Below are 22,077 nucleotides of genomic sequence, written 5' to 3' on the forward strand. Positions count from 1 at the left end.
CCCTGCGGGCGGGCGGACCGGCGCGGATTGCCCGGCGGCGGCGCCGGGCTGCGCGTCCGCCAGCGCGGCGCCGCTCATTGCTGCACCTGTGCGTCGGCGCGGGAATCGACCTCCGCCACCACGGACAGGCCGGGACGCAGCATGGCCAGCTTGGTGTCGGTCTCGTCGAGCATGATGCGCACCGGCACGCGCTGCACGATCTTGGTGAAGTTGCCGGTGGCGTTTTCCGGGGGCAGCACGCTGAACTGCGCGCCGGTGGCGGGCGCCAGGCTGGTCACGCGGCCATGGAACACCTGCCCGGGCAGCACGTCCGCCTCCACCGTGGCCCGCATGCCCGGGCGCAGCCGGGCCAGCTGGCCTTCCTTGAAGTTGGCATCGACCCACAGGCCGCGCGCCGGCACCAGCGACAGCAGTTGCGTGCCGCTGGCGGCATAGGCGCCGACGCGCGCGCGCCGGTTGCCCACGGTGCCGTCGATGGGCGCGCGCAGCTCGGTGTATCCGAGGTTCAGGCGTGCGATATCGCGCTCGGCAATGGCCTGCGCCAGCGCCGCCTGGGCCTGCTGCTTCTGCGTGGCGATCACGTCCACCTGGCGCTGCGCGGCCAGCAGGCTGGCCTGCGCCTTCTGCGTATTGGCCAGCGACTGCTTGAAATCCGAATCCGCTTTCTGCGAGCTCTGCAACGACACCGCCGACTTGGCCGCCAGGCTCTGGTAGCGCGCCTGGTCCTCGCGGGCGCGCACGGTATCGGCATCCACCGCCGTCACCGCGGCGCGGGCCTGCCCGATCACGGCCTCCTGCAGGGCGCGCGTGGCATCCAGGTTGGCCAGCAGCGCCTGCTGCGCGGCCACCGCGCCTTCGGCCTTGGCCAGCGCGGCGCGGTAGTCGCGGTCGTCGATGCGGGCCAGCAGGTCGCCGGCATGCACCTGCTGGTTGTCCGTCACGCGCACTTCGGCCAGGTAGCCCGCCACCTTGGGCGCGACCACGGTGACCTCGCCGCCGATATAAGCGTCGTCCGTGCTCTGCAGGAAACGCCCCTCGGTCCACCAGTGCTGGCCGTAGACGGCCAGGCCGACACCGGCCGCGACGAGCACGCCGGTCACGACAGCTCGCTTGCGGCTGATGCGGGGTTTCGAGACGGAAACGGGATCCGAGCCGGCACGGTCGGCGGCGATTTCGCTGGTCATGACACTTCCTCTTGCTTGCACGTTCAGATGACGCCCGCGGTCTGCGGGTCGCCGGGGATGGTTGCGGCGCCGGTGGCGGTGCCGGGGCAGGCGGCGGCGCGCGCGCCATCCGACCTCGCCAGGCGGAAGCGCAGGCGCTCGCTCGCGGCCGGTCCGGCCGTGACGAAATGGTCTGCTTCCGTAATGGGGCGCCCGTTGGCGGCGTCCACCAGGATCGGCGTGACGGTGGCGCCGCTGTGGCGGTCCACCAGCACCACGGTCTCGCCTTCGGGCGCGTAGTGACGGTTGCCCCAGTTCAGCAGCGCCAGCAGCACGGGCCAGAATTCGCGGCCGCGCGGCGTCAGCAGGTATTCGAAGCGCGGCGGCCGCTCGCAATACTGGCGCCGCTCCAGCAGGCCTTCGGCCACCAGCGACTCGAGCCGCCGGGACAGCATGTTGGGCGCGATGCCCAGCTGCACCTGGAAATCGTCGAAGCGGCGGGTGCCGTAGAAGGCCTCGCGCAGGATCAGGATGCTCCACGACTCACCCACCCGCGCCAGGCTGCGGGAAATGGGACAAGGGGCGGTATCGAGCGGTGTTTTCCGCATATTCTCGGCCTCCGAAAATCATGTTGCTATCAAGATGAAAGTTAGTATAGAGTGGTAGATATCATCATGCAAGTAACTTGTTGATCAAAGTTTGCGAGGCGCCGAAGACGCCGCGCTGCAGATTCGCAGAAGGAGATGGATATGGATCGAACCTCGCCCCGCCCCGGGCTCAAGTCACCCCGGACACCGGCGTTCGGCTACGCCAGGCTGGCAGCGGCCGCCCTGGCCGCTGCAGGTCTCGCGGCCTGCGCCGCGGTGGGGCCGGACTACCGGCAGCCCGCCGTTCCCACCACGGCGGGCTATGCGCAGGCAGACGCGCTCGCCGCGCGTGAAACCAGGCTGCCGGCACCGGCGCTGGATAGCTGGTGGACCGGCTTCGACGATCCCGTGCTGACCCGCATCGTGCAGCGCGCGCTCGACCAGAACCTGGACCTGGCCGCCTCGCTGGCGCGCGTGCAGCAGGCCCGCGCGGCGGCGGCCGAAGCCGGTGCGCAGTTGCTGCCGCAAGGCAGCCTGTCGGCCCAGGCCGTAAAGGAGCGCCAGTCGCTGGAAAGCCCGCTTGGCAAGATCGCCAGTCAGTTCCCCGGCTACAACCGCAATCCCACGCTCTATGACGTCGGTGCCGGCGCGAGCTGGGAGATCGACCTGTTCGGCGGCCTGCGGCGCGGCGCCGAAGCGGCCGACGCCGAAGCCCAGGCCGCGCAGGCGGAGCAACTCGGCGTGCGCGTCTCGGTTGCCGCCGAAGCCGCCGATGCCTATTTCCGCGTGCGCGGCGCGCAGCAGCGCATCGCCATCGCGCAGGAACAAGTCGATACCAACGGCAAGCTGCTCGAACTGGTGCGCCTGCGCCTGAACGACGGCCTGTCCTCCAGCCGCGAAGTCGCGCAGGCCGAAGCGCTAGTGGCGCAGGCGCGCGTCACCATCCCGCCGCTGCGCATCGAGCTGCAGACCCAGCTCAACCGGCTGGATGTGCTGATGGGCGCGCAGCCCGGCACCTACGCCGCGGAACTGGCCGGCCCCGGAGGAAAAGCCAGCCTGGCCGTGCCCGCCATCTCGGTGGCGCAAGGCCCCGCGGACCTGCTGCGCCGCCGTCCCGACGTGATTGCCGCCGAACGCCGGCTGGCGGCCAGCAGCGCGCGCATCGGCGCGGCCACCGCGGAGTACTACCCCAAGCTGTCGCTGTCCGCCCTGCTCGGTTTCGAGAGCCTCAGCACCGGCAAGCTGTTCTCCGCCGCGGCCTTCCAGCCAGCGGCGGTGGCCGGCCTGCGCTGGCGCCTGTTCGATTTCGGGCGGGTCGATGCCGAAGTGGCGCAGGCCAGGGGCGCCAACGCCGAGGCGCTGGTCAACTATCGCAAGGCCATGCTGCGCGCCACCGAAGACGTGGAAAACGCCGTCGTCACGCTCACCGAGCTGGAATCGCAGGGCAAGGAGCTCACCACCGAGATCGACGCCCACGTGCGCGCGCGCGGCGCCTCCGAGGATGCCTACAAGGGCGGCGCGGTGAGCCTGTTCGAAGTGCTGGACGAGGAGCGCCAGCTGCTGGCTGCGCGCGACCAGCAGGCACGCGTGCATGCCGACAATGCGCGTGCCGCGGTGGCCACCTTCCGGGCGCTGGGCGGCGGCTGGTAGGACCTGGCCGCCGCGGGCGCGGGCGCACCATCGGCGTGCACCGCGCCCGCCGATGCATCCCCCGCTGCGCCCGACTGGTGCGCGGCCACATGCAGCGCATGCCATGTTTGCGTACAAAACATGCGCACGGCGCTTGTATATCAGGCTGGCATACCTATTGCATGACAGCCTGGCATGACCTTCTCCACGCCAGTTCTCGACCACGACTCCGCCCTGCCGTCCGCGCTTCGCGGCGGCGGTGGCGATGCGGCCCGCACCGCGTCTTCGGCCGAGATCGCCGAGCGCATCACCCAATCGATCCTGGCCCAGCGCCTGGCACCCGGCACGCGGCTCGGCGAGCAAGCGCTGGCCGGCCTGTTCGGTGTGAGCCGCACGCTGGTGCGTGAAGCGCTCACGCGGCTGGCCGCGCGCGGCATCGTCACGGTGTCGGCCCGGCGCGGCTGGTTCGTGATCGAGCCCTCGCGGCAGGAAGCCCGGCAGGCCTTTGCCGCGCGGCGCGCCATCGAACTCGGCCTGCTGCGCTACGCCCCGCCGCTGACCGCGCAAGCCATCCGCCGCCTGCAGGAACACGTGGCGCAGGAAGAGCGCGCACTGCGCGCCGACGACGCAGCCCTGCGCAGCTACCTGCTGGGCGACTTCCATGTCTGCCTGGGCGAATGCGCGGGCAATGTGCTGCTGGCCGATACGCTGCGCGACCTGACCGCGCGCACCACCCTGATCGCCATGCGCTACCAGTCCAGCCACCAGGCCCATGCCTCGTGCGCGGACCATGCGCAGATCGTGGCGGCACTGGCCCGCGGCGACACCGAACAAGCCATCGCCCTGATGGACGCGCACCTCGGCCACGTGGAGGCCGGGCTGAGCGCGGCCACGCCGGACGACCGGCCCGATCCGCTGCGCCAGGCGCTGCGCCCGCTCGGGCATGGCGCGTGAGCGCCCGCCCTCCGACCGATTTCCGATTTCCTCTTCACCCAACCCAAACGGCAAGCTAGCAAGGACACGCAATGAAGCTCTCCAGAATCCTCCTCGGCCTTGGCGCCACCGCCCTCGCGTTCACCATGCGCGCCGCCAGCGCCGAAGCGCTCGACGACGTGGTCAAGGCCGGCGTGCTCAAGGTTGCGGTGCCGCAGGACTTCCCGCCCTTCGGTTCGGTCAGCGCCGACATGAAGCCGCAAGGCCTGGACATCGACGTGGCCGCGCTGATCGCCAGGAAGATGGGCGTCAAGCTGGAACTGGTACCGGTGACCAGCACCAACCGCGTGCCTTACCTGCAGACCAGGAAGGTGGACCTGGTGATCTCCAGCATGGGCAAGAACCCCGAGCGCGAGAAGGCCATCGACTTCAGCGAGGCCTACGCCCCCTTCTACAACGGCGTGTTCGGCCCGGCCGACCAGAAGGTCGCCAGCGCAGCCGAACTCGCCGGCAAGACCGTGGGCGTGACGCGCGGCGCGGTGGAAGACCTGGAGCTGAGCAAGGTGGCACCGCCCACCGCCACCATCAAACGCTACGAAGACAACAACGGCACCATCAGCGCCTTCCTCTCGGGCCAGGTGCAGCTGGTGGCCACCGGCAACGTGGTGGCCGCCGCCATCCTTGCCAGGAATCCGCCCAAGAAGCCCGAGCCCAAGTTCCTGATCAAGAACTCGCCGTGTTTCATCGGCCTGAACAAGGGCGAGCCGAAGCTGCAGGCCAGGGTCAACGCCATCCTGGGCGAAGCCAAGAAGGACGGCGAGCTCAACACCCTGACCGTGAAGTGGCTCGGCATGCCGCTGCCGGCCACGCTTTGATGTCCTGAAGTCGTGAAACCCTGAAGCCCTGGCGCTCCGGATCCACCGGGGCGCCAGCCAAGCAAGGCCCGCGCTCACGCGCGCCTCCTGGCGGCGCGCCCAACTACGGCATCGCATGTCCTATCAATTCGACTTTCTCTCGGCCTTCGACTACGCCGGCGTGTTCGCGCACGGCGTCGCCGTCACGGCCGAACTCACCGCCGTGGGCGGCCTGCTCGGGGTAGCCCTGGGCATCGGCTGCGCGTGGGCGCGCACCCAGGGACCGGCCTGGCTGGCGGCGATCGCCGGCGGCTATGTGGAACTGATCCGCAACACGCCGTTCCTGATCCAGCTCTTCTTTATCTTCTTCGGCCTGCCCAGCGCCGGCATCCACCTGGGAGAAATGACCTCGGCCATCCTGGCCATGGTGATCAACCTCGGCGCATACAGCGCGGAGATCGTGCGCGCAGGCATTGCCGCCGTGCCGCGCGGGCAGTTCGAAGCCGGCGCCAGCCTTGCCATGGCCCCCTTCCAGGTGTTCCGCCACGTGGTGCTGCTACCCGCCTTGCGCAAGATCTGGCCCGCGCTGTCGAGCCAGGTGGTGATCGTGATGCTCGGCTCCGCGGTCTGCTCCCAGATCGCCGCCGAGGACCTCACCTTCGCCGCCAACTTCGTCCAGGGCCGCAACTTCCGCGCCTTCGAGGTCTACCTGCTGACCACCGGCATCTACCTGCTGCTGGCCATCGGCCTGCGCCAGGTGCTGCGCGGCATCGGCGGCGCGCTGTTCCGGAGAGCCCGATGACCGATTTTTCAACGTGGGACATCCTGCGCAACCTGCTGCTGGCGGCGCGCTGGACCGTGGTGCTGTCGCTGGCGGCCTTTGCCGGCGGCGCCGTGACCGGCCTGCTGGTGCTGCTCATGCGCATCAGCCGGCGCGCGCCGTTGCGCCGCGCCGCCTGGGGCTTCATCGAGGTCTTCCAGGGCACGCCGCTGCTGATGCAGCTCTTCCTCGCCTTCTTCGGGCTGGCGCTGTTCGGCGTGGAGATTCCCGCCTGGCTCGCTGCCGGCCTGGCGCTCTCGCTGTGGTCCGGCGCCTACCTGGCCGAGATCTGGCGCGGCTGCGTCGAAGCCATCCCCAAGGGCCAGTGGGAAGCCGCCGGCTGCCTCTCGCTGGGACATCTGCAGCAGATGCGCTACGTGATCCTGCCGCAGGCGCTGCGCATCGCCATTGCGCCCACCGTCGGCTTCGTCGTGCAGATCGTCAAGGGCACCGCGCTGGCCTCCATCATCGGCTTTGTCGAGCTGTCCAAGGCCGGCACCGTGATCACCAACGCCACCTTCAGCCCCTTCACCGTCTACGCGCTGGTCGCACTGATCTATTTCGCGCTGTGCTGGCCCCTGTCCCGCTACAGCCGTCACCTGGAAAGGAAGCTCAATGTCGCTCATCGCCATTGAAAACGTGAAAAAGCGCTTCGGCGCCAACGAAGTGCTCAAGGGCATCGATCTCAAGATCGATCCGGGCGAGGTCATCGCCATCATCGGCAAGAGCGGCTCGGGCAAAAGCACGCTGCTACGCTGCATCAACGGCCTGGAAAGCATCGACGAAGGCAATATCTCCGTGGCCGGCGCCAAGCTCGGCACGAGCGAGCTCGAGCTGCGCGTGCTGCGCCGCAAGGTCGGCATGATCTTCCAGCAGTTCAACCTGTTCCCGCATCTGAGCGCCGGGCGCAACGTCATGCTGGCCCCCACCGTGGCCGGCGGCGCCAGCGAGTCAGAAGCCCTCGCCCGCGCGCGCGAATGCCTGGCCAAGGTGGCGCTGGCGGAGAAATTCGACAGCTACCCCGACCAGCTCTCCGGCGGACAGCAACAGCGCGTGGCCATCGCGCGCGCGCTGGCGATGCAGCCGCGCGCGCTGCTGTGCGACGAAATCACCTCGGCGCTGGATCCCGAGCTGGTGGTGGAAGTGCTGAACGTGGTGCGGCAACTGGCGCGCGAAGGCATGACGCTGGTGATGGTGACGCACGAGATGCGCTTCGCGCGCGAAGTCTGCAACCGGGTCGTGTTCATGCACCAGGGCCGCGTGCATGAGGCGGGTCCGCCCGAGGAACTCTTCGCCAGGCCGGCCACGCCGGAGCTGCAGCAGTTCCTCGGGATGGCGGCCTGAAACATGCAGGCCGGCCGGCGCCCGGATGCCGGGTTCCGTGTTCGCCATCGTACCGACTGCGCACCGGATCGGTGTCAGTGTCGTTTTGTGAAGCATCGCCAGGACCGTTCGCGGATCCGCGCGGTTTCCCGGCCGGGCTTCTCAATCGCGCCGGCGGGCCATGAGATGCCGGCATGATCGCGCCCGCTGCCGGCTCGCCTTCGATCCGGTGCAAACCAGCTTGCCTGCGAGGTAAAGAATCATGCGCACCGTACTGTACTTCCGGCTTCGCGACGCCGTGGCCGCAAGGAAGATTCAAGCGGGCCTTTGCGAATTGCCCCTTTCCCCCTCGCTCATCAAAGGCCCATGGTTCATCCAGCGTGACGACCAGGCGCTCGAAGGACTGCAGAAAGCCGACGCCACCCAGACCACATACCGCGGCGAATGGGAGATTGCGGGCATCCTGGCCGGCGCCGCGCTGGCGATCTACGGGACCTTGCGCCTGGGGACTTCCGCCGGCACGCTGGCCACCGTGCTGGCCTGCGTGGCGGCAGGCGCCATGGGCGCCCTGGCCGGCTGGTGGCTGGGACGATGGCTGGGCGGGCTGATCCGCCGTGGCGGGATCGCCCGGCAACGCGCCAGCCTGGCGCCAGGCGAGATGCTGCTGGTCACCAGTTGCGCCAGGGCGACCAAGGACACCGTCAAGCGGATGGTCGGTGAACTGGGCGGCGAGAGCATCGAGGAGCGCAATGAGGTCTTGCCGGGCTTGCGCTGGGCCTAGCGTGGCCGCCCCGCCGGGGCGCCGCGAGCGCAGCGGGCCGCGCAAAGGTGCCTGCACGCAGTACCGCCCTTCCGGGCGCCTGAGCCCCCGGCCACCGCGCCGGGGGCTTGCCATCTGATGCCAGCGATTGCCAGCGATTTTTCCGCCTGGCGGGCGCGCTTTGTCCGGCCCCCGATCGGCAAAGTGTTCGCGGCGGCGCCCCGCGCCGGCGCAGGTCAGCTACCCCACCTTCGGCGCGAACGCGCCATCATTGCCAATGCGCTGACATATGTCCCGTCTATATTCCTAGAGGGGGCATGTGTCCGACGTGCCCGCCAGACGATCCGGAGGCCTGCCGCAAGCACACCGGCAGGCCCCGTCCAGCCGGCTTTGGAGGCCTGACATGAGTGCCCAGCACGACCCGAAGGCCAACCGCCTGCTTGCGGTGCTTCCCGAAGCAGACTGGTTGCGCATCGCACCGCACCTCGTGCTGACCGAACTGCCCCTGGGCTATGTCGTCTACGAGTCGGGCGACCAGCTCGGGAATGTGTACTTTCCCACCACGGCGATCGTATCGTTGCTCTATGTGATGGAAGATGGCGCATCTGCCGAGATCGCCATCGTCGGCAATGAGGGTATCGTCGGGATCGCGCTGTTCATGGGCGGCGAAACCACGCCGAGCCGGGCCATCGTGCAAAGCGCGGGTATCGGGTACAAGTTGAATGCAAAGCTGCTGAAGCAGGAATTCGCGCGTGGCGGCCCCGTACAACGCCTGCTGTTGCGCTACACGCAGGCACTGATCACGCAGATGGCCCAGACCGCGGTCTGCAACCGGCATCACTCGATCGAGCAGCAACTCTGCCGCTGGCTGCTGCTCAGCATTGACCGCCTGCCGACCAACGAGCTGACGATGACGCAGGAACTGATCTCCAACATGCTCGGTGTCAGGCGCTCCGGCGTCACCGAGGCGGCGCTCAAGCTGCAGAACGCCGGCCTGATCCGCTACAGCCATGGACATATCGCGGTAATCGACCGGCCGGCGCTCGAAAGACATGCGTGCGAATGCTACGCCGTGGTGAGGAGGGAATTCGATCGCCTGCTGCCGGACTTGCCAGCCGTCTGAGCAACGGTGGCCGGCGCGCCGGGATGTATTCCCGCGCTGCCGGCGCGCCATGGAAGAGATGAGTGCCAGCGGCGGGCGCGTGCCTGTCCGCCATCGTACCGACAACCCGGCCGGAACCCGGCAGCATTCGCCAACAGGTGGGCGAAATGCCCACCGGGCACCGTGCTCCCGACACTTGCATGCGCAGGGCGCGCTTGCGAACACGCCGAGCCCGCAGGAGGACGAGACATGCTACGCAGCATCGAGGAACTGGAAAGCTACCCCGTTCGCGCGACAGACGCCGATATCGGCGCGGTGAAAGACCTCCTCTTCGACGAACAGGCATGGGTGGTCCGCTATCTGCGCGTGGAAGCCGGCAGCAAGCGCTCCAGCCAGCCGGTCATGGTCGCGTCCAAGGCCATCGCACGCTCGGACTGGATGGATGACGTCATCCACCTGACGCTCGCAAGATCGCAGGTGCTGGAGCACAAGCAGGGGGAAGCCGCCGACGCCTCCCTGCGCAGCGCGCAGGCGATGTCGCACTACGGGGTTCACGCCCGGGACGGCGATATCGGCCACATGGACAGCCTGCTCGTCGACGTACACACCTGGGCAATGCGCTACATCATCGCCAGCATCAGTAACTGGCTGCTGGGCGACCGGGTCATCATTCCCGTGAAGGCCATCCAGGGCGTGAACTGGCCGGACGCGATGGTGTCGCTCGACCTCACCCGCGAGACCCTGAAGGGCGCGCCGCGCTATGACGACGAAGTCCGCCTGGACCGCCGACAGGAAGCGGGCATTCACCAGTACTACGGGCACCCCGGCTATTGGCTCGATCCGCCCGCCCACGACGACGCCTCAGCGCGCCGGCACTAGTCGCCGGCGGGGTGATGCGCGAGTGCAGGCGGCACCGGTGCGCGCCGTTGATGTCGTCGCCTGCACACACCGTCGAGTAACACAGTTTGGGGTGGGCCAGCACAAGAGCCTATGATGCAAGCGTGACATAACCACAAGCTCGATTATCGAAAAGGTATCCATGAAGTATGTCTCAGTACCGCCAGCCCCGGCGCGCCCCCCGCACACAGCGGGAAAACGCCGGCCTGAGCAACCCGATGAAGCCCGCCGGACCGCGCAGCCCGGTCAGTTTGATCCGCAAAGCAGACAGATAGCGGATCTTGGCGACGGCAGCTTCAAGCAATAACTTCATCACGCGCCGGCACCAAGGGTGCTTGCGCGCGTGCAGACGGCCCAGGGACGGAACCGCATTCGCCACACCGTCATGGCCTTGCCCCTGCGGGCATCTCGTTCTCCCTGGCCCCTTGGGCGACAAACCTCCGGGCACGCACGTGCCTGGTCAGCCGAGGTGCAATATGGCACTCAGTTTTCCCAACCCGAGCCGCAGCTACGATGCCGCCAAGCATTGTGTGTGGTTCTGGGGCTACGACAACGCACGCGAGATCACATTCCTGGTGGGCGATGCCATGCTCGCCAGCCTGGATCCCGCGATGGGCCAGGCCGAGCGCGAAGTGCTCGCGGCCTTCGACCGGCACCGCGAGCAGATCCTGGAGCTGGCCAGGACCCAGTACGCTGGCGGGCGCCAGAACAGGTACCTGCTCAGCTGAACAATCTCGGCTGAACAAGCTCACCTGGCATCGCTGACATAGCTGCGCACCGGCGTCAGGAACTCAAGCGTGCGCGCGGCCTTCAGCAAGCGCGGCAGCGCCGCCTCATAGGCCTGGCGATAAGGCCGGCTCAGGTGATGCGACTTGAAATAGTGCTCGCTGCAAGCCCATGTCTCGTACAGGACCAGCGTATCCGGATCCTCCACCGAGCGGTGGAGATAGGTATTGATGAAGTCCGGCTCCTTCGACATCTCTTCGAGCACGTGCAGCAGCTTTTCCTCGATTTCTTCGCGGTGCTCTGGCTTGCCCGGCAGATGGACGATGAATGCGGTGACGTCGCTCATGTTTGTCTCGCGTAGGACCGAACCGCGCGCCATGCGCGGCTCGTGCAAGGGATGCGCTCAGGTGAAGACGCTCAGGCGTTGAAGCCGCCGTCGATGGTCAGGCTCGCGCCGGTCACGAAGCCGGCTTCAGGGCTTGCCACGTAAGCCACCATGCCCGCGATTTCGTCGGCGCTGGCGTGGCGTTGCAGCGCCATCAACCCGTGCAGCGCGGCGGCGAAATCGCCGGACTCGGGATTCATGTCGGTGTTGGTCGGGCCCGGCTGCACATTGTTGACCGTGATGCCTTTCGGGCCCAGGTCGCGCGCCAGGCCCTGCACCAGTCCCCGCAATGCCGACTTGCTCATCGCGTAGGCGCTGCCGCCGGCAAACGGCATGCGCTCGGCGTTGCAGCTGCCGATATTGATGATGCGCCCGCCGTCGCCCATATGCGGCAGCACGGCCTTGGCGGCGACGAAGACGGCGCGGACGTTCACATTCAGCGTCTTGTCGAAGTCGTCCAGCGAGAAGCTGTCGAGCGTGCCCATCAGCAGCACGCCGGCGTTGTTCACTAGGATATCGATCTTGCCCAGGCGATGCGCTGCGTCGTTGATGGCGCCGCTCAGCGATGCCGGGTCGGCAACGTCGGCTCTGATCGCGAGCGCGCGGCCGCCCGCGGCTTCGATGCTCGCAACCAGTTCACTCGCGGCGGCCGCCGAGCTTTGATAGGTGAAGGCCACGGTGGCGCCATCGCGCGCCAGGCGGCGCACGACTGCCGCGCCGATGCCGCGCGCACCGCCGGTGACGAAGGCAACCTTGCCGGAGAGGGAAGACGTCATGATTTCTGTTCCGATTCGAAAGTGGGTGTGCAGCAAGTATGGTCACTTTGGCCACCACCTCGGTAGACGGCAATCGGGATCATCACCTTCAACCGTTGGTATGAGCTGACGGCATGGAAGCGCTCAACCTCCTCGAGTCATTCATCCATAGCGCCGAAACCGGCAGTTTCTCCGCTGCGGCACGCCGGCTCGGTGTCGCTGTACTACCCGAACAAGAAGGCACCAGCCCTGCAAGCTATGTGCGCCAGCACACTGAGCGAAGCGCCGAAGCCGTCGATAAAGTACAGGCTCGGGCTGCATGTGACCCATTGCAGCCAGGTGCGTCCGCGCCGGCACCGCGCAGGAGCCGGCTACGCGCCCGGGCCATGTGACGAATGAGCAACCCCTCCCAGGAGCCAAGACACCGTGAGCCGCACCCGTACCTGGCTTCGACGCGGCGGTATTGCTGTGGTCGCATTGGCGATGCTCGCCGGTGTCATCGTGTTCGCCGGCGACTGGCTCGCCGCCCGCAAGATGCAGCGCAGCATCGATGATATTGTGGTCCAGCCGCTGGCTTACCGCGATGACGCGGCAGCCATCGAGCGCGGCCGCTACCTCTACGCTTCGCGCGGCTGCGCCGACTGCCACGGCGCGCAAGGCAACGGGCGCATGTTCGTAAACGACGGCAGGGGCCTGCGCATAGCCGGCCCGAATATCAGCCCCGGCCCCGGCAACGTGGTGTCGCACTACATAGCCGCCGACTGGGTTCTCGCCATCCGCCACGGCGTGAATCCGCAACTCCGCCCGCTCATGGTCATGCCGAGCGAGGACTTCAATCGCCTGACCGACGAAGATCTCGCCGCAGTGATCGCCTATGTCCGTCACATGCCGCCTGCCCCGGGCGGTGCCGCGGTGCTTGAGCTGCCGCTGCCGGTGCGTGTGCTCTATGGCTTCGGGCTGATGCAGGACGCCGCGGCAAAGATCGACCACACGCTCCCGCCCGGACAGCCCGTGCCCGATGGCGTCACGGTCGAACATGGCGCATACGTGGCCAATATGTGCATAGGCTGCCACCGCGCGACGCTGGCTGGCGGCAAGATTCCCGGTGCCCCGCCGGAGTGGCCGGCCGCCCCCAGGCTCGCGCCCGGCGACGGCTCGGTCATGCCCCGCTATCCCGACGCCGGCACCTTCGAACGCATGCTGAGGAGCGGCCAGCGGCCCGATGGCGCAGCCCTGCAGGTCATGCCCTTCGCGTCGCTGCGCCAGCTGAACGACACCGACGTGCGCGCGCTGTATCTCTATCTGACAAGCCTGAAGGGAGAGCGCAAGGGCTGAGCCGTCACGGAACCGGTCACCCGGGACCCGCCCGTCCGCATCCACGGAACGCGGCTTGTCACTTCAGGGAGAAGACCACAAGCTGCGCTGCGTGGGTGGCTACGCGTTCTGGTCCGTTGCCGCGGGTGCGGTCTTGAAATAGTCCGGGAAAGGCCATTCTTCTTTCAATTCGTCTGCCGTGCCGGCATAGCAGTCCCGATCGATGGCATCCATGCCGGGAAACGCGTGAGGAGGTGGCCCCGCATTGCCGTCGGTATATTGCCAGAGGATGAACCGTGGCCACGTATCGATTGGAATCCCGACCGGCAAGTCCTTGTAGCGCGCATACCAGAGGGGGCAGTTCTTGAGGATAGCGTCGGCGCCATGCGCCTGCACGGCATCCCGCAGCATATTGCCGCCATAGATCATCGGCCAGCGGCCCGTCTTCTCCTTGACCCTGGTCACGAAGGCATGGGCTTGCTCCAGCGTCATGTCAGGACCGCTCGAACTGGGCTCGAAGTCGAGGCAGAAAAGCGTCCTGCTGTTGTCTACCGCCGGATCGCCCCACTGCACGGCACCGAGGAAATTGTCCGCCTGCTTGATTGCGGGGCGGGAGCTGGAGAAGTGATAAGCGCCCCACAGCAGCCCTGCCGCCAAGGCCTGGTCGCGGCGCTTCCTGTACTTTGGATCCTGGAAGGTTTCACCCTCGCTAGCCTTGTGAATGACGGCCCTGACGCCGGCATTGAATGCCGTGAGCGCGTCAAAGGGATTGTCGTGGTTGATGTCGACGATGACGTCGATCGTACCCGCGAAGGTTTCCGGCATGGAAGTCTCCAGATTGGAAGGTTCCCGGGAGCGTCGACGAACCCGACTTCAGTGCACGGCAGGCATGGGCAATGCGATGTTGGTGGCGGCGCGTGTGCTGCCAGATCAGCCTGTGCGGCGGCTCTCTTCGGACATGACAGCATCAGCATAGGCATGCGGCACGTGAAGGGATCTCATCCAGAAGTTGGAAATGGCTTTCGAATTATTTACGACAGCTGTTCACAAATTTCACTGGAGCCAGCCGGAAGGCAGGCTGCGGCGGTTGTCGCCTGTCGGGCTGCGGGTTCCGGCCGTCAGGGCTTGCGTAGCGGCCTGAGTCGCGGCCTGAGTCGCTGCCTGAGTCGCGGCTTGAATGATCCTTGACGGCACCAGCGCCTGGCGCACCGATCTGTCAGTCGGCGCGCCGTGACGCCCACTCGCTGAAGCCAGGTCCGCCATGAATGGTCTTGTGTCTCGCCCACTCCACCTCGGCGGCGGTGGCGTATGTGACACCAGGCTCCCACCAGAGCGCGGCTTCCTGCTCAAAGGATGGCCGCTTCTCCATTCGCGCAACCAGCGAGGCGAGCTTTGGGCGATCTGGCGCGCGCCAGGACAGCCGCAACGGGCGGGTCTCGATGAACTGGCAAATACAGGTGAGGAGGATATCCTGCGCAGAGGTCACGCCAGGGACAAAGCCGTCGGCAGCGCCGGCTATCTGCGCCTCGAACCAGTCGAGAAGATGCTGGTTGCGAATGGCGCACCGGGCGGCGTGGCCATTTTCTTCGTGCCGGATGCCGGACCACTGCAATTGCGACACCGTCGTCGTCGACACGCCGAAGGTTTGCAGCGTGGCGAGAACGAGCTTGTCGTGCCATTCCTGCGCCGGGCGCACGTAGTCGGTCGCCAGGGGAGGCATGCCTGCCGGCGCGGCCGCACCCGGATAGCGAGACATGAGGTAGTCAATGATCACGGCCGAGTCCCACAACGTGAGTCCGCCGTCGACAAAGGTGGGAACCTGGAGGGTTGGCGTGATCTTCGCACGCTCCTCCACGCTGGGCGTCGTGAAGGTCTCCACCCGTTCAAAATCCAGGCCCTTTTCCACCAGCACGATGCGCACGGCACGAGCGAAGGGCGATCCCGTGGTGAAAAACAGCTTGCGCATTCCGGCCTCCAAGAACGACAGCGCGCCGCGCGAACCGGCGTTGCGAAGACAAGTGCATCGCCGGTCCTGACATGAACGCACCCTTGCCTTCGCGCTCGCGCATCTGTCGCCGCCTGCTCACGACGCCACGCCGCCACGTCGGCGCCGGGACGTCTAGCTCAGCCCCAGCGTGAACGGCAGCAGCAGGACATTCACGATCAGCAAGCCATAGAAGATCGCCATGGCCGCGGAGATGGCCGGACGCTGTTCGCGCTCTGGCGAGGCACGTCGATCCCGCCTGCGTTTCCACAGGAAACCCGCGCCCATGCTGAAGGCGGCAAAGCCGGTCAGCAAGGCCGGCGAAACCACGGCGGACAAAGCAGGCTTCGGCGCGGCATTCTCCGTTGCCGCCGCCGCCGAGGTCTCGGAGGAAGCGGCTGCCGGCAGCACGGGCACGGCCGGCTCGGCCGGCTTGGCCGGCTGCAGGCTCTCCTGCATGACAGGCGGCCGGGCGGGCGTCTCCCGATCCACCGCCGGCGGTGTCGGCTCCCGCTTTGGCGGCACGGGCACGGGCGCGGCAGCGCTTATGCTTGGCGGGGCCAACGGTTGCGCCGGCTTGCTGCGGGGGCTATCCCGCCACCGCCACCATTGGTGGTAAAGGCTTTCAAGACAAGACGTGGAGTCGCAGGCATCCCGTTTGATGCGCCATGCGTTGACGTCGGCATCGTTGATGACGCCGGTCCGCAGCAGCTTCTGCTGCTCGGCGTACATGCGCTCATAGCGCGTCGCGAGCTGCGCGTTGTCGCAGAGCAGCTGCTGGCTGCGCCGGCGCTCGCCGCTCGCCAGCGCACACCGCGTCCCTTTGCCGTTTTGATCTTCGCAGCGGACCGATCCGCCGCCCGGCGCTGACTTACAGTCGATGTCGGAAGCCTGCGCCACTTCGAAGGCAGACAGGCCCAAGGCAACGAGCACGGCCAGGCGTCCTATGACCCTGTTCATCATCGGCCCCCACGGAAGCGGGCACATCGGCCCAGGGAGTTAACGTAGCCGATGGTCGCATGGGTCCGCAAGCGCGCAGTAGGAAACGGATGTGGTAGTGCACTTTCTCTGGCATCGCAAAACCGAAATGCGCGCGCTCCTTCTCCTGCGCTTCGATATGCGCGCCGCCGGGTGTGCGCTTGCGGCCACGAGGGATCTCGCCCCTCCAGTTTCCATTGCCGCGCGATAAGGTCGATCGGCCTGCGCCTGGTCTTCGGCCGGCGTTATTGCTATCGGGCGGCATGCCCCGCACATGCGTCCCGGCGGTCAAGGCGGACGATGAATCCGCCGGGTATATTGCACACCCTGCATCTGGCAGCGGCCCTTGCCGGATGCAAGGCCGAGCCTATCAGGCGGCGGCGCCGCACCAGCCGGAGTGGCGCGCTTGCTGGCCAGCCCGGCAGTGCGGATACAGCCGCCTCACCTCAACGCGACAACACGCTCCGGATGGTTTCCGCGAGGTCCTTGGCCAGGAACTTAGACACATACGCATCCGCCCCGACCTTGCGCACATGGTCCTCGCTCGCGGTACCCGACAGCGAGGAGTGAATCACCACCGGGATCGACTTGAAGCGGGCGTCGCCCTTGATCTTGCGGGTCAGCGTGAAGCCGTCCATCTCGGGCATTTCCAGGTCGGTCAGCACCAGGGCGATTTCGTCCTGCACGGTGCGGCCGTTGGCGCTGGCGTGCTCGGCGATCTCGCCGAGCTGTTGCCAGGCTTCTTCGCCGGTCTTGGTCATCAGCACGGGCACGCCCATGGCCTTGAGGCCTTGTTCGATCAGGCTGCGGGCAAAAGCGGAGTCATCGGCGGCGAGGATCTTGGTGCCGGGGCGCAGGTTGAGTTGCGGGCCGACAGTCTTGGGGTCGACTTCGGGCTGGCGGGTCGGCAGCACGTCGCGCAGGATCTGTTCGACGTCGAGCACCTGCACCAGGCGCGGGTTGTCGCTGTCGGCTTCGAGCTTGGCGATGCTGGTGACCAGGTCGCCCTTGACGCTGGTTTCGGCGGAGACGACCTGGTTCCATTCGAGCCGCACGATCTCTTCCACGGCTTCGACAGCGAAGCCCTGGGTGGAGCGGGCGTATTCGGTCACCAGCAGGATGTTGAGGCCGCTCTTGGGGCTGCAGCCAACCAGCTTGGGCAGGTCGATGACCGGAATGACCTGGCCGCGGATGTCGGCCATGCCGAGCATGGCGGGACCGCCGCCGACCACGGTGGTGACCTTGGGCATGACCAGGATCTCGCGGACCTTGAAGACGTTGATGCCGAACAGTTCGCTGTGCGCGGACTGGTCGGATTCGCCCAGGCGGAACAACAACAACTCGAACTGGTTGTTATTGGTCAGGTTGGTCCGTTCGTCGATGTCTCTCATCGCGCTGCTCATACGCTTCCTTTGTCCGGCCAAGGCGCGGGCAAGTGCCGCGCGGTGTTGATCGTGTCCCTGGACCCGCCGCAGCGCGGCTCCGGCGGCGCTTTTGGCGCCGGTGCGGAGCGACGACGCTGCAATGACGGGCCACTGTCTTGGCTAACGGCGGCGGCGGCCAGAAATTTAGGGGCGCGAGGCGCACGGACTGGCACCCCGACGCGGGATGTGCCGGATCAGGCTGGCGCAGCCATCGGGCCAGCCCTGTGCCAGCTGCGGCCGTCGCGCGCGAGCAGCGCATCCGCGCAGCGCGGGCCGTCGCTGCCGGCCCGGTACCCTTGCACCTCGGTGGCGCCCTTCCCGGCGTCTTGCCAGGCATCGAGGAAGGGCTGCACGGCGCGCCAGCCGTTTTCGATGTTGTCGGCGCGCTGGAACAGGGTCTGGTCGCCGATCAGGCAATCGTAGATCAGCGTCTCGTAGCCGGTCGACGGCCGCATATTGAAGAAGGTGGAATAGGCAAAGCCCATCTGCACGTTGTCGATCTCCACCGCGGGGCCCGGGCGCTTGGCCTGGAAGTCGAACCACATGCCCTCGTCGGGCTGGATCTGGATGGTGAGGAAGTTGGGCTTGAGGCGGTCCACGCGGGTATCGCGGAACAGCGAGGATGGCGCCTGTTTGAAGCAGATGGCGATCTCGGTGTCGCGCACGGCCATGCGCTTGCCGGTGCGCAGGTAGAACGGCACGCCGTCCCAGCGCCAGTTGTCCACCATCAGCTTGAGCGCGACATAGGTCTCGGTGCGGCTGTCGCGCGACACATCGGGCTCGCTGCGGTAAGCGGGCACCTTGTGCCCCGCCACCGTGCCGCCGCGGTACTGGCCTCGCACGGAACTGGCCAGCGCTTCCTGGCGCGTCTGCGGGCGGATGGCGCCGATCAGCTTGGCCTTCTCGGCGCGCACGGCATCGGCGCCGAAGGCCGCGGGCGGCTCCATGGCGACCAGCCCCATCAGCTGGAACAGGTGGTTGGGCACCATGTCGCGCAGCGCGCCGGTGTGCTCGTAGAAATTCCCGCGCTGCTCCACACCCACGGTTTCCGCGGCGGTGATCTGCACGTGGTCCACGTAATGGTTGTTCCAGAAGGCTTCGAACAGCCCGTTGGCGAAGCGGCTGACCAGGATGTTCTGCACGGTCTCCTTGCCGAGGAAATGGTCGATGCGGTAGACCTGCTCCTCGCGCATGGCGCGCAGCACGCGCGCGTTGAGCGCCTGCGCCGACCTGAGATCGGTGCCGAACGGCTTTTCGATCACCACGCGCCGGAAGGCGCTGGCCGACTCCTTGAGCAGGCCGGCGGCCGCGAGCCGGTCCACCACTTCGCCGAAGAAGCGTGGCGAGGTGGCCAGGTAGAACACCGCGTTGCCCGTGGCGGCGGCCTTGATGCGCGCGGCGATGGCGGCGTAGGTGCGGTCGTCGAGGAAATCGCCTTGCAGGTAGCTGATGCGGCGGGCCTGCGGGTTCCACATCCCGGCGTCAAAGACCTTGGCCGCTGCGCCGCCCTTGTCCTTGTCTTGTGGCCCCCCTTCGCCGCCGGGACGGGCGCGGGCACGGATGCCCTGCGCCAGCCGCGCGCGGAAGGCGGCATCGGTCATGGGATTGTGGTCCACGCCGACCAGGTCCAGGCCATCGCACAGCAAGCCGTCGCGGCGCAGGTTGTAGAGCGCAGGCACCAGCAGGCGTTGCACCAGGTCGCCGCGCGCGCCGAACAGGAACAGCGTGGCCGGCGGCGGCTTGGGGACCTTCTGCATGCCACGCCGGGCGCCGGCGCGGGGCTTCCCGGCGGCCTCCTTCGCGGCGGCCGCCATCACGTCTTCTCCGCGTCGCCGCCGCTGACGTATTCCACGTGGCCGCCGAAGCCGAAGCGCATGGCCGAGAGCAGCTTCTCGCCGTAGGTATGGTCCTGTCGCGAGCGGAAGCGCGCGAACAGCGCGCTGGACAGCACGGGCACCGGCACGGCTTGCTCGACCGCGGCGTCGATGGTCCAGCGGCCCTCGCCGCTGTCGGCCACCTCGCCGGGAAAGCGCGACAGCGCCACGTCGCCGGCAAGCGCCTGCGCGGTCAGGTCGAGCAGCCAGGAGGACACCACGCTGCCGCGCCGCCAGACCTCGGCCACGTCGGCTAGGTCGATCTGGAAGCGCTCGGCTTCGGGCAGGCTCCCGGAGGACCGGGTCTTGAGGATGTCGAAGCCCTCGGCATAGGCCTGCATCAGGCCGTACTCGATGCCGTTGTGGACCATCTTGACGAAATGCCCGGCGCCGGCCGGGCCGGCATGGATATAACCGCGCTCGGCACGGCTCCTGGCCGGATCGCGCCCCGGCGTGCGGGGAATGGTGCCGTAGCCGGGGGCCAGGGCATCGAACAGCGGATCGAGCCGCTCCACCACCTCGGCCGGGCCGCCGATCATCAGGCAGTAGCCCCGCTCCAGCCCCCACACGCCGCCGGAGGTGCCCACATCCATGTAGTGAAGCTGGCGCCCGGCGAGTTCGCCGGCACGCCGGATGTCGTCCTTGTAGAAGGTATTGCCGCCGTCGATGATCACATCGCCGGGCGCCAGCAAGCCGGCCAGCGACGCGATCATCTGCTCGGTGGGCTCGCCGGCCGGCAGCATGACCCAGACGGCGCGCGGCGCCTCGAGCTTGCCGACCAGGTCTTCGATGCTGGAAACGCCGCGGGCGCCCTCGCTCACCAGTTCCTGCACCTTGTCCGCGCTGCGGTTGTACACCACGACCTCGTGCTGCCCGCGCAGCAGCCGCCTTGCGATGTTCGCGCCCATGCGCCCAAGCCCCACGATTCCGAGTTGCATGATCGGTCCTTTCATTGGGTCAGCCATCCACGGAGAAGACACCTTGCACAGCCAGCGGCCATTGTCCGCCTCCCGCGACCTACGTGCACGGGCCGCCGCAATGCGCGCCAGGCAAGAAAAAGATGCTCATGGATAACTTTTTCACCGGACCGGCTCGGGTTCGAGCATGGATGCAACGGTAAATCCCGTTGCCGATTTACACGAACTAAACAGACGCTTAAAATCGCGATACCAGCCCGGCGCGATCGCACATGACCGGGCGGATTCTTTTCACCGGCCCGCATCTGGGGACAAGCGCCGGCCAACCGCCCGCCCTGCCATGTCCTTGCCAGTCCTGAAGCCGCGCCGCCCCCGCCTTGCCGCGTCCACCGCGCGACGCGAGTAGCCGCCGGCAAGCCCAAGCCGCCTTCCCCGCCACAGCCCGTTGCCCGGCCGCCGCCGCGCGATGGACCCGCCTGTGCCGACCCCGTTGTTCCGTCATATCGCCATTCCGCCCCGCATCGCATGTCCGCAAACAGTCCGACGCTCGCCGCCCCGTCCGGGGAACACCGTCAAGGCAGCATCAGCCGGCGCATCGTCGCCATCGTCTTCTTCAACTTCATCGCCTATCTGACCGTCGGGCTGCCGCTGGCGGTGGTGCCCGGCTTCGTGCACGGCGACCTGGGCTACGGCACGGTGGTCGCCGGCCTCGCGGTCAGCATCCAGTACCTGGCCACGCTGCTCAGCCGGGCCTGGGCCGGCAACCTGTGCGACCTGCAAGGCCCGAAGAAATCCGTCACGCTCGGGCTCGCGCTGTGCGCCGGCAGCGGCCTGCTGGTCATGCTGTCCAGCACATTCGCAGGCACGCCATGGCTTAGCCTGGCGTGGCTGTTCGCCGGGCGGCTGGTGCTGGGCGCGGGCGAGAGCCTGGTCACCACCGGCACCATCGCCTGGGGCATCGGCGACGTGGGTCCGCGCTTCACCGGCAAGGTGATCTCGTGGAACGGCATGACCACCTACGGGGCGCTGGGGCTGGGCGCGCCGCTGGGCGTGCTGCTCGACAAACACTGGGGCTTCGCCACGCTGGGCCTGGCCACCACCGCGCTGGCGGCGGCCGCGTTCGCGCTGGCGCGCCGCAAGACGGCGGTGCCCACCGTCAAGGGCGCGCGCATGCCCTTCCGCACCGTGTTCCGCCACATGACGCCGTTCGGCCTGTGCCTGGCGCTGGGCTCGGTGGGCTTCGGCACCATCACGGCCTTCGTCACGCTGTACTACGCCAGCCATGGCTGGGACCATGCCGCGCTTGCGCTGACCAGCCTTGGCGTGAGCTTCATCGTCGCGCGGCTGTTGCTGGCCGACAGCATCGGCCGCTTTGGCGGCTACCGGGTGGCGCTGTGCTCGTTCGCGGTGGAAGCGCTCGGGCTGGCGCTGATCTGGATGGCGGACTCCCCGGCCATGGCGCTGGCCGGCGCGGCCGTTACCGGATTCGGCTTTGCGCTGGTGTTTCCTTCGCTGGGCATGGAAGCGGTCAAGCTGGTGCCGGCCAGCAACCGCGGTTCGGCGCTGGGTGCTTATGCGCTGTTTCTGGATTTGTCGCTGGGGGTGACAGGGCCGGTGGCCGGGGTGATTGCCAGCCATGCGGGTTATAGCTC

General features: G+C 67.5%; 23 protein-coding genes and 1 pseudogene. 13 read left to right on the forward strand and 11 right to left on the reverse strand.

Features of this window, described 5'->3' with window-relative positions; translation table 11 throughout:
• Positions 1 to 74 precede the first annotated feature (74 nt).
• Both AC1DKV_RS24780 and AC1DKV_RS24785 read right to left on the reverse strand, forming a co-directional pair.
• Positions 75 to 1,184 carry an HlyD family secretion protein gene (locus tag AC1DKV_RS24780; RefSeq protein ID WP_441616752.1) on the reverse strand — a complete coding sequence of 370 codons (1,110 nt, stop codon included), beginning with the start codon at positions 1,182 to 1,184 and terminating at the stop codon, positions 75 to 77.
• Positions 1,185 to 1,207: 23 nt separating this feature from the next.
• Entirely contained in the window at positions 1,208 to 1,771 is a 564-nt protein-coding gene (locus tag AC1DKV_RS24785) for a winged helix-turn-helix transcriptional regulator (protein ID WP_441616750.1), read from the reverse strand.
• 141 nt (positions 1,772 to 1,912) lie between these two features.
• Between AC1DKV_RS24785 and AC1DKV_RS24790 the strand changes: the two genes are divergently transcribed.
• The 9 genes from AC1DKV_RS24790 to AC1DKV_RS24830 all read left to right on the forward strand — a co-directional run bounded on the left by AC1DKV_RS24790 (position 1,913) and on the right by AC1DKV_RS24830 (position 10,050).
• Positions 1,913 to 3,400: an efflux transporter outer membrane subunit gene (locus AC1DKV_RS24790; RefSeq protein WP_441616748.1), complete on the forward strand. Its 1,488-nt coding sequence runs from the start codon at positions 1,913 to 1,915 to the stop codon at positions 3,398 to 3,400.
• A 174-nt stretch (positions 3,401 to 3,574) separates the two neighbouring features.
• On the forward strand, positions 3,575 to 4,333 hold the full coding sequence (locus AC1DKV_RS24795) for a GntR family transcriptional regulator (RefSeq protein ID WP_441616746.1): 759 nt from the start codon (positions 3,575 to 3,577) through the stop codon (positions 4,331 to 4,333).
• Positions 4,334 to 4,404: 71 nt separating this feature from the next.
• Positions 4,405 to 5,187, forward strand: a complete 783-nt coding sequence (locus AC1DKV_RS24800; protein ID WP_441616744.1) for a transporter substrate-binding domain-containing protein — start codon at positions 4,405 to 4,407, stop codon at positions 5,185 to 5,187.
• A gap of 115 nt (positions 5,188 to 5,302) precedes the next feature.
• Entirely contained in the window at positions 5,303 to 5,968 is a 666-nt protein-coding gene (locus AC1DKV_RS24805; protein ID WP_441616742.1) for an amino acid ABC transporter permease, read from the forward strand.
• Positions 5,965 to 6,621: an amino acid ABC transporter permease gene (locus AC1DKV_RS24810; RefSeq protein WP_441616740.1), complete on the forward strand. Its 657-nt coding sequence runs from the start codon at positions 5,965 to 5,967 to the stop codon at positions 6,619 to 6,621. The genes AC1DKV_RS24805 and AC1DKV_RS24810 overlap by 4 nt, the downstream gene beginning before the upstream one ends.
• A complete protein-coding gene (locus AC1DKV_RS24815; RefSeq protein WP_441616738.1) occupies positions 6,602 to 7,330 on the forward strand; it encodes an amino acid ABC transporter ATP-binding protein in 729 nt (242 codons plus the stop codon). The genes AC1DKV_RS24810 and AC1DKV_RS24815 overlap by 20 nt, the downstream gene beginning before the upstream one ends.
• Before the next feature lie 241 nt (positions 7,331 to 7,571).
• Positions 7,572 to 8,090 (forward strand): hypothetical protein, encoded by a 519-nt coding sequence (locus AC1DKV_RS24820; protein ID WP_441616736.1) that lies wholly within the window; start codon positions 7,572 to 7,574, stop codon positions 8,088 to 8,090.
• 382 nt (positions 8,091 to 8,472) lie between these two features.
• Positions 8,473 to 9,192, forward strand: a complete 720-nt coding sequence (locus tag AC1DKV_RS24825) for a Crp/Fnr family transcriptional regulator (RefSeq protein WP_441616734.1) — start codon at positions 8,473 to 8,475, stop codon at positions 9,190 to 9,192.
• 228 nt (positions 9,193 to 9,420) lie between these two features.
• Entirely contained in the window at positions 9,421 to 10,050 is a 630-nt protein-coding gene (locus tag AC1DKV_RS24830) for a hypothetical protein (RefSeq protein ID WP_441616732.1), read from the forward strand.
• Between the two features lie 172 nt (positions 10,051 to 10,222).
• On the opposite strand, the gene AC1DKV_RS24835 is transcribed toward AC1DKV_RS24830, so the two are convergent.
• Positions 10,223 to 10,384 carry a hypothetical protein gene (locus AC1DKV_RS24835; protein WP_441616730.1) on the reverse strand — a complete coding sequence of 54 codons (162 nt, stop codon included), beginning with the start codon at positions 10,382 to 10,384 and terminating at the stop codon, positions 10,223 to 10,225.
• A 160-nt stretch (positions 10,385 to 10,544) separates the two neighbouring features.
• Between AC1DKV_RS24835 and AC1DKV_RS24840 the strand changes: the two genes are divergently transcribed.
• Positions 10,545 to 10,796, forward strand: a complete 252-nt coding sequence (locus AC1DKV_RS24840) for a DUF1488 family protein (protein WP_441616728.1) — start codon at positions 10,545 to 10,547, stop codon at positions 10,794 to 10,796.
• Positions 10,797 to 10,816: 20 nt separating this feature from the next.
• Here the strand turns inward: AC1DKV_RS24840 and AC1DKV_RS24845 are convergent, their stop codons facing one another.
• The gene (locus tag AC1DKV_RS24845) at positions 10,817 to 11,140 is read right to left on the reverse strand and encodes a putative quinol monooxygenase (protein ID WP_441616726.1); all 324 of its coding nucleotides are present in this window, start codon (positions 11,138 to 11,140) and stop codon (positions 10,817 to 10,819) included.
• Positions 11,141 to 11,211: 71 nt separating this feature from the next.
• A complete protein-coding gene (locus AC1DKV_RS24850) occupies positions 11,212 to 11,955 on the reverse strand; it encodes an SDR family oxidoreductase (protein ID WP_441616724.1) in 744 nt (247 codons plus the stop codon).
• Between the two features lie 113 nt (positions 11,956 to 12,068).
• Here AC1DKV_RS24850 and AC1DKV_RS24855 point away from each other — a divergent pair.
• Positions 12,069 to 12,152 (forward strand): annotated as a pseudogene (locus AC1DKV_RS24855) (helix-turn-helix domain-containing protein); the annotation flags it as partial.
• Between the two features lie 208 nt (positions 12,153 to 12,360).
• Complete coding sequence (locus tag AC1DKV_RS24860; protein ID WP_441616722.1) at positions 12,361 to 13,269, forward strand: c-type cytochrome; 909 nt, start codon at positions 12,361 to 12,363, stop codon at positions 13,267 to 13,269.
• Positions 13,270 to 13,368: 99 nt separating this feature from the next.
• On the opposite strand, the gene AC1DKV_RS24865 is transcribed toward AC1DKV_RS24860, so the two are convergent.
• The 6 genes from AC1DKV_RS24865 to gnd form a co-directional block, all read right to left on the reverse strand.
• Positions 13,369 to 14,073, reverse strand: a complete 705-nt coding sequence (locus AC1DKV_RS24865) for a glycoside hydrolase family 25 protein (protein WP_441616720.1) — start codon at positions 14,071 to 14,073, stop codon at positions 13,369 to 13,371.
• Between the two features lie 391 nt (positions 14,074 to 14,464).
• Positions 14,465 to 15,214 carry a glutathione S-transferase family protein gene (locus tag AC1DKV_RS24870; RefSeq protein WP_441616718.1) on the reverse strand — a complete coding sequence of 250 codons (750 nt, stop codon included), beginning with the start codon at positions 15,212 to 15,214 and terminating at the stop codon, positions 14,465 to 14,467.
• A 153-nt stretch (positions 15,215 to 15,367) separates the two neighbouring features.
• Positions 15,368 to 16,153, reverse strand: coding sequence for a GntR family transcriptional regulator (locus AC1DKV_RS24875; RefSeq protein WP_477138209.1), 786 nt, complete (start codon positions 16,151 to 16,153; stop codon positions 15,368 to 15,370).
• 503 nt (positions 16,154 to 16,656) lie between these two features.
• The gene (locus tag AC1DKV_RS24880) at positions 16,657 to 17,613 is read right to left on the reverse strand and encodes a chemotaxis protein (protein WP_441616714.1); all 957 of its coding nucleotides are present in this window, start codon (positions 17,611 to 17,613) and stop codon (positions 16,657 to 16,659) included.
• Between the two features lie 215 nt (positions 17,614 to 17,828).
• Positions 17,829 to 19,391 (reverse strand): glucose-6-phosphate dehydrogenase, encoded by a 1,563-nt coding sequence (gene zwf / locus AC1DKV_RS24885; protein WP_441643336.1) that lies wholly within the window; start codon positions 19,389 to 19,391, stop codon positions 17,829 to 17,831.
• A gap of 56 nt (positions 19,392 to 19,447) precedes the next feature.
• Positions 19,448 to 20,557 (reverse strand): phosphogluconate dehydrogenase (NAD(+)-dependent, decarboxylating), encoded by a 1,110-nt coding sequence (gene gnd / locus AC1DKV_RS24890; RefSeq protein ID WP_441650019.1) that lies wholly within the window; start codon positions 20,555 to 20,557, stop codon positions 19,448 to 19,450.
• 393 nt (positions 20,558 to 20,950) lie between these two features.
• On the opposite strand from gnd, the gene AC1DKV_RS24895 reads away from it, so the two are divergent.
• Positions 20,951 to 22,077: MFS transporter (locus tag AC1DKV_RS24895; protein ID WP_477138210.1), on the forward strand; the 1,127-nt coding region annotated here is incomplete at its 3' end.

The sequence above is a fragment of the Cupriavidus sp. 05T41 genome (assembly GCF_056396525.1).